Origin of the sequence: Streptomyces barringtoniae (assembly GCF_020819595.1) — a bacterium.
In the GTDB taxonomy this organism is placed as follows: Bacteria; Actinomycetota; Actinomycetes; order Streptomycetales; family Streptomycetaceae; genus Streptomyces; species Streptomyces barringtoniae.
On sequence record NZ_JAJHNP010000011.1, the window covers coordinates 247,867 to 261,481 of the forward strand.

The 13,615-nt window shown below is 70.3% G+C and carries 12 protein-coding genes; 11 read left to right on the top strand and 1 reads right to left on the bottom strand.

Translation table 11 applies throughout. The features are described from left to right. Positions 1–27: 27 nt before the first annotated feature. The 6 genes from LMU33_RS22040 to LMU33_RS22065 all read left to right on the top strand — a co-directional run bounded on the left by LMU33_RS22040 (position 28) and on the right by LMU33_RS22065 (position 5,429). On the top strand, positions 28–453 hold the full coding sequence (locus tag LMU33_RS22040; RefSeq protein ID WP_228622230.1) for a CBS domain-containing protein: 426 nt from the start codon (positions 28–30) through the stop codon (positions 451–453). 216 nt (positions 454–669) lie between these two features. Then, on the top strand, positions 670–1,755 hold the full coding sequence (locus LMU33_RS22045) for an S-(hydroxymethyl)mycothiol dehydrogenase (protein ID WP_228622231.1): 1,086 nt from the start codon (positions 670–672) through the stop codon (positions 1,753–1,755). Further along, entirely contained in the window at positions 1,755–2,387 is a 633-nt protein-coding gene (locus LMU33_RS22050; protein WP_228622232.1) for an MBL fold metallo-hydrolase, read from the top strand. Before LMU33_RS22045 ends, LMU33_RS22050 begins: the two co-directional genes overlap by 1 nt. 256 nt (positions 2,388–2,643) lie before the next feature. Then, positions 2,644–3,006, top strand: a complete 363-nt coding sequence (locus LMU33_RS22055) for a bifunctional 3-phenylpropionate/cinnamic acid dioxygenase ferredoxin subunit (RefSeq protein WP_228622233.1) — start codon at positions 2,644–2,646, stop codon at positions 3,004–3,006. Continuing rightward, on the top strand, positions 3,003–4,166 hold the full coding sequence (locus tag LMU33_RS22060) for an NAD(P)/FAD-dependent oxidoreductase (protein WP_228622234.1): 1,164 nt from the start codon (positions 3,003–3,005) through the stop codon (positions 4,164–4,166). Before LMU33_RS22055 ends, LMU33_RS22060 begins: the two co-directional genes overlap by 4 nt. 129 nt (positions 4,167–4,295) lie before the next feature. Beyond that, positions 4,296–5,429: an aromatic ring-hydroxylating oxygenase subunit alpha gene (locus tag LMU33_RS22065; RefSeq protein WP_228622235.1), complete on the top strand. Its 1,134-nt coding sequence runs from the start codon at positions 4,296–4,298 to the stop codon at positions 5,427–5,429. Positions 5,430–5,491: 62 nt separating this feature from the next. Here LMU33_RS22065 and LMU33_RS22070 read toward each other — a convergent pair whose 3' ends face one another. Continuing rightward, complete coding sequence (locus LMU33_RS22070) at positions 5,492–6,289, bottom strand: IclR family transcriptional regulator (RefSeq protein ID WP_228622236.1); 798 nt, start codon at positions 6,287–6,289, stop codon at positions 5,492–5,494. 150 nt (positions 6,290–6,439) lie between these two features. Here LMU33_RS22070 and betA point away from each other — a divergent pair, with 150 nt between their 5' ends. From betA to LMU33_RS22095, 5 genes are all read left to right on the top strand, one after another. Beyond that, positions 6,440–8,110, top strand: coding sequence for a choline dehydrogenase (gene betA, locus LMU33_RS22075; protein ID WP_228622237.1), 1,671 nt, complete (start codon positions 6,440–6,442; stop codon positions 8,108–8,110). A gap of 3 nt (positions 8,111–8,113) precedes the next feature. Next, positions 8,114–8,950 carry a methylenetetrahydrofolate reductase gene (locus LMU33_RS22080; RefSeq protein WP_228622238.1) on the top strand — a complete coding sequence of 279 codons (837 nt, stop codon included), beginning with the start codon at positions 8,114–8,116 and terminating at the stop codon, positions 8,948–8,950. Between the two features lie 109 nt (positions 8,951–9,059). Continuing rightward, on the top strand, positions 9,060–10,529 hold the full coding sequence (locus LMU33_RS22085; RefSeq protein WP_228622239.1) for an aldehyde dehydrogenase family protein: 1,470 nt from the start codon (positions 9,060–9,062) through the stop codon (positions 10,527–10,529). A 19-nt stretch (positions 10,530–10,548) separates the two neighbouring features. Beyond that, the gene (locus LMU33_RS22090) at positions 10,549–11,640 is read left to right on the top strand and encodes a quaternary amine ABC transporter ATP-binding protein (RefSeq protein ID WP_228622240.1); all 1,092 of its coding nucleotides are present in this window, start codon (positions 10,549–10,551) and stop codon (positions 11,638–11,640) included. After that, complete coding sequence (locus LMU33_RS22095; RefSeq protein ID WP_228622241.1) at positions 11,640–13,613, top strand: ABC transporter permease; 1,974 nt, start codon at positions 11,640–11,642, stop codon at positions 13,611–13,613. Before LMU33_RS22090 ends, LMU33_RS22095 begins: the two co-directional genes overlap by 1 nt. Positions 13,614–13,615: the final 2 nt, after the last annotated feature.

Below are 13,615 nucleotides of genomic sequence, written 5' to 3' on the forward strand. Positions count from 1 at the left end.
CCGGCACAGCCGTGAAAGGGACGAGCGATGACGACTGCGAAGGACATCATGCATCCGGGCGCCCAGTGGATACCCCGGCACGAAACGCTGGACCGGGCCGCGCAGATGATGCGGGACCATGAGGTGGGCGCACTTCCGGTCAGCGACCCCGACAACGGCGATCGCATGTGCGGCATCATCACCGACCGCGACATCGTGGTGAAGTGCATCGCCTCGGGGCACGACCCCGCGCGGATGACGGCCGGTGACCTGTGCGAAGGCACCCCGCGCTGGGTCGACGCCGCCGCCGACATCTCCGACGCCCTGCGGGAGATGGAGGGCCACCAGATCAAGCGCCTTCCCGTGGTGGAGAACAAGCGCATGGTGGGAATGATCAGCGAGACCGACATCGCCCGGCACCTCACCGACGACCAGCTCGTGGAGTTCGTCCATCGGGTGTACGCCCCCGCCTGATCGCGGAAGACACCCGGCACTCCGTCGCCGACGACTCGGCCGCGTACGCCGCCTCCGGTCGCAGGAGCCGGCGTACGCGGCCGAGTCGTCGGCGAAATCTTTGACGGCTGACGGATCCTTGACCGCTGCTTCGGCCTCCGCGATGCTGTGTTGCGAAACGTGAGAGGTGTGCCGTAATAGGCAACATCTCGATCCTCTGTGAGCCGAGGAGTGGCCATGACGCAGCAGGTCCGTGGGGTCGTCGCGCGGAGCAAGGGCGCCCCTGTCAGTCTGGAGACGATCGTCGTGCCCGACCCCGGCCCGGGCGAGGCGGTGGTCAAGATCGAGGCCTGCGGGGTCTGCCACACCGATCTGCACTATCGCGAGGGCGGCATCAGCGACGAGTTCCCGTTCCTGCTGGGGCACGAGGCCGCGGGTGTGGTCGAGGCGGTCGGTGAGGGGGTCACCGACGTGGCTCCCGGCGACTTCGTGATCCTGAACTGGCGTGCCGTGTGCGGTCAGTGCCGGGCCTGTCTGCGCGGGCGGCCCTGGTACTGCTTCGACACGCACAACGCGAAGCAGAAGATGACCCTGACCGACGGCACGGAACTCTCGCCGGCGCTCGGCATCGGCGCCTTCGCCGAGAAGACGCTCGTCGCGGCCGGCCAGTGCACCAAGGTCGACCGGGCCGCCTCGCCCGCTGCCGCCGGGCTGCTCGGCTGCGGCGTGATGGCCGGCCTCGGTGCGGCCATCAACACGGGGAACGTCGGGCGCGGGGACACCGTCGCCGTGATCGGGTGCGGCGGTGTGGGTGCGGCGGCGGTCGTCGGCTCCAGGCTCGCGGGCGCGGCGAGGATCATCGCCGTCGACATCGACGGCCGCAAGCTGGACACCGCGAAGAAGCTGGGCGCGACCCACACGGTCAACTCCAGGGAGACCGACGCGGTCGACGCGGTGCGCGAGCTGACGGGCGGCTTCGGCGCCGACGTCGTCATCGAGGCCGTCGGCCGCCCGGAGACGTACCAGCAGGCCTTCTACGCGCGCGACCTCGCCGGCACCGTCGTCCTCGTCGGCGTCCCCACCCCCGAGATGAAGCTCGAACTGCCCCTGCTGGACGTCTTCGGCCGCGGCGGCGCCCTGAAGTCGTCCTGGTACGGCGACTGCCTGCCCTCCCGCGACTTCCCGATGCTCATCGACCTCTATCTGCAGGGCCGTCTCGACCTGGACGCCTTCGTCACCGAGACCATCGCGCTGGACGAGGTCGAGAAGGCCTTCGAGCGGATGCACGGCGGGGACGTGCTGCGTTCGGTGGTGGTCCTCTGATGGCGGGCGCCCGCATCGAACGTCTCGTCACCTCGGGGACGTTCTCGCTGGACGGCGGCACCTGGGACGTCGACAACAACGTGTGGATCGTGGGTGACGACACCGAGGCGGTCGTGATCGACGCCGCCCATGACGCCGATGCCATCGCCCGGGCCCTCGGCGGCCGCACCCTGCGGGCGATCGTGTGCACCCACGCGCACAACGACCACATCGATGCCGCACCGGACCTCGCCGCCCGGACCGGAGCCCCGATCCTGCTGCACGCCGACGACCTGCCCCTGTGGAAACAGACCCATCCCGACCGGGCGCCCGACGGCGAGCTGACCGACGGGCAGCGTCTCACCGTCGCCGGAGCGGAGCTGACCGTCCTGCACACCCCGGGACACGCCCCGGGCGCCGTCTGTCTGTACGCCCCGCACCTGTCCGCGCTGTTCAGCGGCGACACGCTGTTCGCCGGCGGCCCCGGGGCCACGGGACGGTCGTACAGCGACTTCCCGACCATCATCCGTTCGATCAGGGAACGCCTCCTCGCCCTGCCGGACGACACCGTCGTGCACACCGGCCACGGCGACACCACCACCGTCGGCGCCGAGGCGCCCCATCTTCAGGAGTGGATCGAGCGCGGCTTCTGACCGCCCGGCGAACAGCGGCCCTGCCCCGGTGGCGTACCGATGCGGACGGCACCGGCGGCGGGGCCGTCGTCGCACCTCGCCACCACCCCTGATCTGCCTGCTGACCTGCGCTTTCGAGGTCGCTTCGGCGTGCCCGGACATCGGGCGCCGAACGCCGCGGAAACCGGCCTGTGGATGCCTTGACAAGCCTTCGGAGCGGCCAGCAGACTGACGTTGCGCTAATCGCAATCCGTTTCGTTATACGCACCGAGGTGTCATGATGATTCCCGCGTGCCGACTCGCGGATCTGCCGCGAGGCGAGGCCCACCGGCTCGACATCGACCCGCCCGTCTCGGTGTTCCACACCGACGACGGCGAGCTCTTCGCCATCGACGACACCTGCACCCATCAGGACGCGTCGCTCGCCGACGGCTGGCTGGAGGGCTGTGAGGTGGAATGCCCCCTGCACGCCTCCAGGTTCGACCTGAGGACCGGAGCCGTGGACGCCCCGCCGGCCAAGCTCCCGGTCCGCACCCACGAGGTCGTCGTCGAGGACGGCACGGTCTACGTGCGGCTGTCCACCGAGGCGCCCAACCTGCCGCCCTGCGTCGCCGCCCGCCTGGCCGGAGGCCCCGCGTGAGGACCGTCGCCGTGGTGGGCGCCTCGCTGGCCGGTCTGTCGGCCGCGCGCTCGCTGCGGAAGCGGGGGTACGACGGCCGGCTGGTCGTCGTCGGCGCCGAGCTCCACCGCCCCTACGACAGGCCGCCGTTGTCCAAGGAGTTCCTGGCCGGTGCCATCGGCGAAGGGGAACTGGCGCTGGAGCGGGACGACGAGGAGCTCCGGGCGGAGTGGGTGCTCGGCGCCCGCGCCACCGGCCTCGACCGCACCGAGCGGGCGGTCCGGCTCGCCGACGGCCGGGAGATACGCGCCGACGGCGTGGTCATCGCGACCGGCGCCGCCGCCCGCACCCTGCCCGGCACCGAGGGGCTCGCCGGCGTCCATGTGCTGCGCACGCTCGACGACGCCCGCGCCCTCAGGGACGACCTGGCCCGGGGCGGACGGCTGGTGGTGATCGGCGGCGGGTTCATCGGCGCCGAGGTCGCCTCCACGGCGTACGCCCTCGGCCTCGACGTGACCGTGGTCGAGGCGGCGCCCACGCCGCTGGCCGGACCGCTCGGCGAGGCCATGGGCAGGGTCGTCTCCGCCCTCCACACGGACCACGGCGTACGACTGCTGTGCGGAGTGGGGGTCAAGGGACTGGGCGGGGAGCGCCGGGTCGACGCCGTGCTGCTGGAGGACGGGCGCAGCATCCCCGCCGACACCGTCGTCGTCGGCGTGGGGGCGCGCCCCTGCGTCGAGTGGCTGGAGGGCTCCGGCGTCGCACTCGACAACGGCGTGAAGTGCGGCGTCGACGGCCGCACGAGTGTGGCCGGAGTGGTCGCCGTGGGCGACTGCGCCAACTGGTACGACCCGCACACCGGGGCCCATCGCAGGGTCGAGCACTGGACCGGCGCGCTGGAACGGCCGGACGCCGCCGTCGCCGTGCTCCTCGCCCACGGTGCGACGGAGCCGGGCGTGCCCCGGCCGCCGTACTTCTGGTCCGACCAGTACGGCGTGAAGATCCAGTTCGTGGGCCACGCCGCCGGGGCCGACAGCGTGACGGTCGAGGAGGGCTCGACCGACGACCGCAGTTTTCTGGCCGTCTACCGCAGGGCAGGCCGGCCGGTCGCCGTGCTCGGCATGAACCAGCCGCGGCTGTTCACCCGCCGGCGCAAGCAGTTCGCCCCCGCCGCGTCGTGACACCACCCCCGCGGCACCACATTCTGCGTTGCATATCAAACGCAGCGTTGCTCCATACACAACGCCGACCGAAGTCGCTCTTCCCGGCGCGTGACCTATCGATCCACGACGTTTCCCGAGGAGTGCACCGTGACCTCGACCAGCCTGCCGGACAGCCTGATCGCCACTCTTCCCGGCTCCGCCTACACGGATCCCGGCACCTTCGCCCAGGAACAGGAGCGCATCTTCGAGGCGATGTGGTTCTGCACCGTGCGCTCGTCCGACCTGGCGAGGCCCGGGGCCTTCCGCACCGTGGACGTGGGCCGCGAGAGCATCCTCGTCACCCGGGCCCGGGACAACTCGATCCGCGCCTACTTCAACGTCTGCCGGCACCGCGGAGCCAAGCTCTGCACCGAGGAGACGGGCGAGGTCAAGCGGGCCTTCCAGTGCCCGTACCACGCCTGGACCTACGACCTGAACGGCAAGCTCGTCGCGGCGCCCAACCTGACCAAGATGCCCGACGTCGGCCGCACCGAGTACGGCCTGGTGAGCGTGGCCGTGCGCGAATGGCTCGGCTATGTCTGGGTCTGCCTGGCGGAGAACCCGCCCTCCTTCGAGGAGGACGTGATGGGGGCGGTGGTCGAGCGGCTGGGCGACACCGAGTCGATCGAGCGCTACGACGTCGCGAACCTCTCGGTGGGCAGGCGGATCGTCTACGACGTCAAGGCGAACTGGAAGCTCATCATCGAGAACTTCATGGAGTGCTACCACTGCGCCACGATCCACCCCGAACTCACCGAGGTCCTCCCGGAGTTCGCCGACGGCTACGCCGCCCAGTACTACGTCGGGCACGGCGCCGAGTTCGGTGCGGACATCCAGGGCTTCACCGTGGACGGCTCCGAGGGACTGGACCGCATTCCGGGGGTGTCCGAGGACCAGGACCGCCGGTACTACGCGATCACCGTCAAGCCGCAGGTGTTCATCAACCTGGTGCCCGACCACGTGATCTTCCACCGGATGTACCCGGTGGCCGTCGACCGCACGATCGTCGAGTGCGACTGGCTGTATCTGCCGCACGTCGTGGCGAGCGGCAAGGACGTCAGCCGGTCCGTGGAGCTCTTCGACCGGGTCAACCGGCAGGACTTCGACGCCTGCGAACGGACCCAGCCGGGGATGAGGTCACGGCTGTACGCCAAGGGCGGCGTGCTCGTGCCCAGTGAGCACCACATCGGCGCCTTCCACGACTGGGTGAACGAGCGCCTCGGCACGCACAACCCGCAGTGACGGGGGCCCGTGGCCCGCGCGGGGGGCGAGCGCGGGCCGTACGGCGGTCGTACCGTGTGTGCTCAGCCCAGGTAACCCATCCGGTGGCTGATCTCCTCCCCGCCCTTCACCAGCACCGGAGCCAGCTCGTGCATGCGCTCCTCGGTGAACCGGTAGGAGGGACCGGAGGCGCTGATCGACGCGATCACCTGCCCCTCCCGGTCGCGGATCGGGGCGGCCATGGCGTGCAGACCGATCTCCAGCTCCTCCAGCGTCCAGGCGTAACCGCGCTCGCGGGCCTCGGCCAGGTTCTTCTCCAGCTTCGCCTTCGAGGAGATCGTGTGCGGCGTCAGCTTCTTCAGGCCGGTCTCCGTCAGCAGCGCGCCGCGTTCCTTGGCCGCCATGTGGGCCAGCATGATCTTGCCGCTGGAGGTGGCGTGCAGCGGGGTCAGCTGGCCGACCCAGTTGTGGGCGGTGACGGCGGCCGTGCCACGCACCTGGTAGAGGTTGATCGCGTAGTGCTCCTGCATCACGGCGATGTTGACCGTCTCGCCGAGTTCCTCCGCCAGGCGCTCGCACACCGGGCGGCCCTGCTGGGTGATGTCGATGCGTCCCGTTACGGCACCCGCCAGGCGTACGATGCCGAAGCCGAGCGAGTACTTCCCGCGCTCGCCCGACTGCTCCACGAGGCCGCGCGCCTCCAGAGCGCCGAGCAGACGGAACGCCGTCGACTTGTGCACGTCGATCTCGGCGGCCACCTCGCTCACGCCGGCCTCGCCGCGCTGGGCCAGGATCTCCAGCACGCTGATCGCGCGGTCGACGGACTGCACTCCGCCGGACGGTGGCCCACTCGTTTCGGTATCCGGACTGTAGTTGCTCATAGCGAAACTATACGCGCAGTAAACAACTTTCTAGCAAGTTACGCACCGTAAACAAAGTTCTTACAGGTTGCGTGTATCGCAACCTGGTGCGTATAGCGATACCCGTACTAGCATGCCCGCACATCAACGGCGCGAGCGAGACGAGGCACCATGGCTCCCCTGCAGTACGACTTCGTCATCGTCGGCGGTGGATCGGCCGGCAGCGCACTGGCGAACCGGCTCTCGGCCGACCCCGGCAACCGGGTGCTGGTCCTGGAGGCCGGCCGCTCCGACTATCCCTGGGACGTCTTCATCCACATGCCCGCGGCGCTGACCTACCCGATCGGCAGCCGCTTCTACGACTGGAAGTACGAGTCGGAGCCCGAGCCGCACATGGGCGGCCGCCGCATCTACCACGCCCGGGGCAAGGTGCTCGGCGGCTCCAGCAGCATCAACGGCATGATCTTCCAGCGCGGCAACCCCATGGACTACGAGCGCTGGGCGGCCGACCCCGGCATGGAGACCTGGGACTACGCCCACTGCCTGCCGTACTTCCGCCGGATGGAGAACTGTCTGGCGGCCGACCCCGACGACGAGTTCCGCGGCCATGACGGACCCCTCGTCCTCGAACGCGGCCCCGCGACCAACCCGCTCTTCACCGCCTTCCTCAAGGCCACCCAGGAGGCGGGCTACGCGCCGACGGACGACGTCAACGGCTACCGGCAGGAGGGCTTCGCCAAGTTCGACCGCAATGTCCACCGAGGGCGCCGGCTGTCGGCCTCGAAGGCCTACCTCAAGCCCGCGATGAAGCGGCCGAACCTCACGGTGAAGACGCGTGCCCTCGTCACCCGGGTGCTCTTCGAGGGCAAGCGGGCCGTCGGCGTCGAGTTCCGGCGCGGCAGGGGCGCTCCCCAGCAGGTCCGCGCCGGCGAGGTCATCCTGTGCGGCGGTGCCATCAACTCCCCGCAGCTGCTGCAGCTCTCCGGCGTCGGCAACGCCGGCGAACTGTCCGCCCTCGGGATCGACGTCGTCCACGACCTGCCGGGCGTCGGCGAGAACATGCAGGACCACCTCGAGGTGTACGTCCAGTACGGCTGCAAGCAGCCCGTCTCCATGCAGCCGTACATGGCGAAGTGGCGCGCCCCCTTCATCGGACTGCAGTGGCTGTTCCGCAAGGGGCCCGCGGCCACCAACCACTTCGAGGCGGGCGGCTTCGCCCGCAGCAACGAGGACGTGGACTATCCCAACCTGATGTTCCACTTCCTGCCGGTCGCCGTCCGCTACGACGGCTCCTCGCCGGCCGGCGGACACGGATACCAGGTGCACGTCGGACCCATGTACTCGGACGCCATCGGCTCGGTCAAGATCAAGAGCAGGGACCCGCGGGCCAAGCCCGCGCTGCGCTTCAACTACCTCTCCACCGAGCAGGACCGCCGGGAGTGGGTCGAGGCGATCCGCGTCGCCCGCAGGATCCTCGGCCAGCCCGCCCTCGGCCCCTACAACGCCGGCGAGATCTCGCCCGGACCCTCAGTCGAGACCGACGAGGAGATCCTCGCCTGGGTCGCCAAGGAGGGCGAGACGGCCCTGCACCCGTCCTGCACCTGCAAGATGGGCACCGACGAGATGTCCGTCGTCGACCCGCTCACCCTGCGGGTGCACGGCCTGGCCGGACTGCGCGTGGTGGACGCCTCGGTGATGCCCTACGTCACCAACGGCAACATCTACGCACCGGTGATGATGATCGCCGAGAAGGCGGCCGACCTCATCCTCGGCAACGAGCCGCTGGAGCCGTCGAAGGCCGCGTACTACCGGCACCGCGACGCCCAGAAGCAGGCCGGGTAGACCATGGGCGCCGAGGCCCTGCGAGCGCTGCTCGGCCACGTCCGCTACGAGGTGCTGCCGGCGAGGGCGACGGAGGAGAAGGTCCTCGCCGAGGTGCCCCGCGACGTCGTGGTCACGGTCACGGCGTCGCCGGTCAAGGGGCTGGAGCCGACGCTCGGCCTGACCGAGCGGCTGGCGGCACATGGTTACCGCGTCGTCCCGCACGTCCCCGCACGGCTGCTGCGGGACGACACGCACCTGAAGGACGTGGCCGAGCGGTTGCGCGCGGCGCGTGTCGACGACGTCTTCGTGCCGGCGGGCGACGCCGACCCGCCGGCCGGGCCGTACGACGGGGCGCTGCCGGTGCTGCGCGCGCTGAGCGACCTGGGCAGGCCGTTCGCCGACATGGGCATCACCGGCTATCCGGAGAGCCATCCGCTCATCCACGACGACATCACCATCCAGTCGATGTGGGACAAGCGGACGCACGCCACGTACATCGTCAGCAACCTGTGCTTCGACCCGCGGGTGCTCGGCGACTGGATCACCCGGATCCGGCGCCGCGCCATCACCCTGCCGGTGTACGTGGGCGTCGCCGGGCCCGTCCAGCGGGCGAAGCTGCTGGCCATGGCGACGAAGATCGGGGTGGGGGAGTCGACGCGCTTCCTCACCCGGCACCCCTCCTGGTTCCTGCGGTTCGCGGCGCCCGGCGGATACGCTCCCGAGCGGCTGCTCGGCCGCGGCGCGGAGTCGTTCGCCGGGCCCGCGGCCGCGGTGGCCGGCCTTCACCTCTTCACCTTCAACCAGATCGCCGAGACGGAGCGCTGGCGCCGGGCCCTGCTGGACCGGCTGGCCGCCTGAAATCGGCATACCCCGACCCCTTGACGGGTGTCGGCCCCGTCAGCCAGGGTGTTCCACCACAAGCAATACAGTGCACATTACGCAACGAGCTCCTTCGAAGGGCGCGACCGTGGCAGATCTGTACGTGGACGGAGAATGGCGCGCTGCGGTGGCCGGCGGCCACCGGGAGATCCGCTGTCCCGCGGACGGCACGCTCGTCGCGACGGTCTCGGAGGCGACCCGCCCCGACACCGAGGCGGCGATCTCCGCCGCCCGGCGCGCCTTCGACGAAGGCCCCTGGCCCCGCACCCCCGAGCGGGAGCGCGGCGCCCTGCTGCTGCGCACCGCCGACATCCTCGAGCGCGACGCCAAGGAGTTCGCCCGCGCCGAATCCCTCGACACCGGCAAGCGGCTGGTCGAGAGCGAGTACGACATCGCCGACGTCGTCTCCTGCTTCCGCTACTACGGCGGCATCGCCGGCACCAGTTCCGGCCGGGTGGTCGACACCGGCCGCGACGACGCCCTCAGCCGGGTCACCTACGAGCCCGTCGGCGTGTGCGGACTCATCACTCCCTGGAACTACCCGCTGCTGCAGGCCAGTTGGAAGGTCGCTCCCGCTCTTCTCGCGGGGAACACCGTCGTCCTCAAGCCCAGCGAGCTCACGCCCTCCACCTCCATCCTGCTCATGAAGGCCCTGGAGGAGGCGGGGCTCCCGGCCGGCGCCGCCAACCTGGTGCTGGGTGCCGGAGCCGAGGCGGGCGCGCCGCTCGCCGAGCACCCGGCCGTCGACATGGTGTCCTTCACCGGAGGCCTGCAGACGGGGCGGCGCATCATGGCCACCGCCGCGGCCACGGTGAAGAAGGTCGCGCTGGAACTCGGCGGCAAGAACCCGAACGTGGTCTTCGCCGACGCCGACTTCGCCACGGCCGTCGACTTCGCGCTGACCGCCGTCTTCCTGCACTCCGGGCAGGTCTGCTCGGCCGGCGCCCGCCTGATCGTCGAGGACTCGGTCCACGACGCCTTCGTGGACGAGGTCGTGCGCCGCGCCCGGCAGATCCGCCTCGGCGGACCCTTCGACCCCGAGGCCGAGACCGGCGCGCTGATCTCGGCGCAGCACCGCGAGAAGGTCGAGGCGTACGTCGCCGCGGGACTCGCCGAGGGCGCCGTACTGCGCTGCGGCGGCACACGCCCCGACGACCCCGCGCTGGCGGACGGCTTCTACTACCCGCCCACCGTCCTGGACGAGTGCCGGCAGGACATGCGCGTGGTGCACGAGGAGTCCTTCGGGCCCGTGCTCACCGTCGAGCGCTTCCGCGACGAGGACGACGCCGTCCGCATCGCCAACGACACGGAGTACGGCCTCGCCGGCGCCGTCTGGACGCAGGACGCGGGCAAGGCCCAGCGGGTGGCCCGCAGGCTGCGCCACGGCACCGTGTGGATCAACGACTACCACCCCTATGTGCCGCAGGCGGAATGGGGCGGTTTCGGGCACTCGGGCGTGGGCCGTGAGCTGGGACCGACCGGCCTGGACGAGTACCGAGAGCCCAAGCACGTCTGGCAGAACATCCAACCCCGGCCGCAACACTGGTTCCGCGGCTGAACGCCGAAAGAGGTCGATCATGACCCCAGCACAGACCGAGGTGTCGCAGCGGCGCGACACGTCCCAGGATCCCAAGGACCGCACCCCGGTCATCTCCGTGCGCCGGCTGTGGAAGGTGTTCGGGCCGAAGGCCGACGAGGTGCCGGGCTCCGAGGAGTTGTGCGGACTCACGCGCCGCGAGCTCATGGACCGCACCGGCTGCACCGCCGCCGTGCGTGACGTCGACTTCGAGGTGTCGCCGGGCGAGGTCTTCGTCGTCATGGGCCTGTCCGGCTCCGGCAAGTCCACCCTGGTGCGATGTCTGACCCGGCTGATCGAACCCACCGCCGGAGAGATCGTCTTCGAAGGCGAGGACATCCGGGGCGCCGACGCCCGGCGGCTGCGCGAACTGCGGCGCAGCAAGTTCTCCATGGTCTTCCAGCACTTCGGTCTGCTGCCGCACCGCAAGGTCGTCGACAACGTGGCGTTCGGCCTGGAGATACGCGGCATGGGCCGGGCCGAGCGCACCAGGAAGGCCCTGGAGACCGTCGAACTGGTGGGCCTGGCCGGATACGAGAACTCCTACCCCGACCAGCTCTCCGGCGGTATGCAGCAGCGCGTGGGCCTCGCCCGCGCCCTCGCCGGCGACCCGGACGTCCTCTTCTTCGACGAGCCGTTCTCCGCGCTCGACCCGCTGATCCGCCGTGACATGCAGAGCGAGGTCATCCGCCTGCACCACGAGGTCGGCAAGACCATGGTGTTCATCACCCACGACCTGTCCGAGGCCCTGAAGCTGGGCGACCGCATCCTGATCATGCGCGACGGCAGGACGGTCCAGTGCGGTACCGGCGACGAACTGGTCGGCGCCCCGGCCGACGACTACGTACGGGACTTCGTGAAGGACGTACCGCGCGGGGACGTCCTCACCCTGCGCTGGATCATGCGTCCCGCCGAGCCCGACGACGCCCTCGACGGGCCCGAACTGGGACCGGACGTCGTGGTGCGCGAGGCCACCCGGGCCGTCCTGGCCGCCGAGAAGCCGGTCAAGGTCGTGGAGAACGGCAAGTTGCTCGGCATCGTCGGCGACGAGGAGATCCTCTCCGTCGTCGCCGGTCAGCAGGGCGGTGCGTGATGGCCGTCGCCGACGCGACCGCGCCGGTCGCGACGATACGCAACAAGGTCAGCCGCCCCATGGTGGTGGCGGCGATCCTGCTCGCCTGGCTGGTGCTCTTCGCCGTGCTGCGCGGCCGGCAGACGCTCGCCCTCGCGGCGGCCGACCTCACCGGCCTGCACCGCTGGCTCAACGACCTCAACGACAGCATCGGGGCCAACCGCAACTCCAACCCGCTCTTCCTGTACTTCTTCAACGAGATCCGGCTGGCCATCGACAACCTGGTGACCTTCGTCCAGTCCCTGATCTCCCAGCCCACCGGCAGCCGCCCGGTCCCGCAGATCGGCTGGCTCGGCGTCGTCGGACTCACCGGCTATGTGTCCTGGGCCGTGGGCAACTGGCGGGTCGCGCTGCTGGCGGTCGCGGGCTTCACCTTCTTCGGGCTGCAGGGCCTGTGGCAGGAGAGCATGGACACCCTCGCGCTGACCCTGTCGGCGGTCCTCGTGGCGCTGCTCATCGGCATCCCGCTGGGTGTGTGGGCCGGTCTCTCCGACCGGTTCAACCGGATCATGACGCCCTTCCTGGACTTCATGCAGACGATGCCGACCTTCGTCTACCTCGCCCCGCTGACCCTGATCTTCCTCATCGGCGGGGCTTCCGCCGTGATCACCACGGTGATCTACGCGGCGCCGCCCGCCATCCGCATCACCGCGCACGCCATCCGCTCCGTGCCCGAGACCACCGTCGAGGCGGCCGACTCGCTCGGCACGACACGGACGCAGCAACTGCTGAAGGTGCTGCTGCCCATGTCGAAGCGCACGGTGGTCATGGGCGTCAACCAGACCATCATGGCCGCCCTGGCCATGGTGACCATCGCCGCCCTGATCGACGCGCCCGGCCTCGGCAAGACCGTCGTGCAGGCCCTGCAGTCGCTCGATGTCGGCACGGCCTTCAACGCAGGGCTGGCCATCGTCGTCATGGCCATCGTGCTCGACCGGGTCACCACCGCGGCGGCCGCACGCACCGAGACGGCCCGGCGCACGGGCGGCCACCTCCTGAAGTGGCGCCGCCCGCTGCTGGTGGCGGGCGGGATCGCGGCCGCCGTCCTGGTCTACCTGTCGCACACCTATGTGTGGGCGGCCGAGTTCCCCGGCAGCGGCAGCACCGGCAGCCACATCGCGAGCGCGGCCGGCACGACGACCACCTGGCTGCAGGACCACCTCTCCGGGCTGACCAACGGCGTCCGCGACGTGATCACCAACGGCCTGCTGAACCCGTTCCAGACGCTGCTCACGGACTCCCCGTGGTGGCTCGTCGGCGTCACCCTGGTCGCGCTCGGCGCGGTCCTCGGCGGCCGGCTTGCCGCGGTGACGGCCGCCGTGTGCGTCGGGCTGCTCGTCGGCACCGGGCTCTGGTCGGACAGCATGACGACCCTCGCCTCCACCGCCGTGGCCACCGTGCTGGTGATGCTGTTCGGCGTCGTCTTCGGTGTGTGGATGGGGCGCAGCCAACTCGTGGACCGGATCGTGCGGCCCAGCCTGGACGCCGCACAGGTCATGCCGCCGTTCGTGTATCTCGTGCCGTTCCTGGCCCTCTTCGGTGCCACTCGCTTCACCGCGATCGTCGCGGCCGTCGTCTACGCGGCGCCCGTCGCGATCAAGATCATCGCAGACGGCGTGCGGAACGTGTCCGAGTCCACCGTGGAGGCGGCCACCTCCGCCGGGTGCAACACCTGGCAGATCATCACCAAGGTCCAGCTGCCGATGGCACGCAGTGCCCTGACCCTGGCGACCAACCAGGGTCTGATCTATGTGCTGTCGATGGTTGTGGTGGGCGGCCTGGTAGGGGCAGGCGCCCTCGGCTACGACGTCGTGGCCGGATTCTCGCAGGGACAGCTGTACGGAAAGGGGCTGGCGGCAGGGCTCGCCATCGTACTGCTGGGAGTCATGTTCGACCGGATCACGCAGGCTGCGGCGCGACGCACCAGGGCATAAGG

What these genes read in the sequence shown, in the direction of transcription:
- LMU33_RS22050 (WP_228622232.1), top strand. Translation starts at nt 1,755, where the DNA reads ATGGCGGGCGCCCGCATCGAACGTCTCGTCACCTCGGGGACGTTCTCG.
- LMU33_RS22095 (WP_228622241.1), top strand. Translation starts at nt 11,640, where the DNA reads ATGGCCGTCGCCGACGCGACCGCGCCGGTCGCGACGATACGCAACAAG.
- LMU33_RS22090 (WP_228622240.1), top strand. Translation starts at nt 10,549, where the DNA reads ATGACCCCAGCACAGACCGAGGTGTCGCAGCGGCGCGACACGTCCCAG.
- LMU33_RS22055 (WP_228622233.1), top strand. Translation starts at nt 2,644, where the DNA reads ATGATGATTCCCGCGTGCCGACTCGCGGATCTGCCGCGAGGCGAGGCC.
- LMU33_RS22080 (WP_228622238.1), top strand. Translation starts at nt 8,114, where the DNA reads ATGGGCGCCGAGGCCCTGCGAGCGCTGCTCGGCCACGTCCGCTACGAG.
- LMU33_RS22040 (WP_228622230.1), top strand. Translation starts at nt 28, where the DNA reads ATGACGACTGCGAAGGACATCATGCATCCGGGCGCCCAGTGGATACCC.
- LMU33_RS22070 (WP_228622236.1), bottom strand. Translation starts at nt 6,289, where the DNA reads ATGAGCAACTACAGTCCGGATACCGAAACGAGTGGGCCACCGTCCGGC.
- betA (WP_228622237.1), top strand. Translation starts at nt 6,440, where the DNA reads ATGGCTCCCCTGCAGTACGACTTCGTCATCGTCGGCGGTGGATCGGCC.
- LMU33_RS22045 (WP_228622231.1), top strand. Translation starts at nt 670, where the DNA reads ATGACGCAGCAGGTCCGTGGGGTCGTCGCGCGGAGCAAGGGCGCCCCT.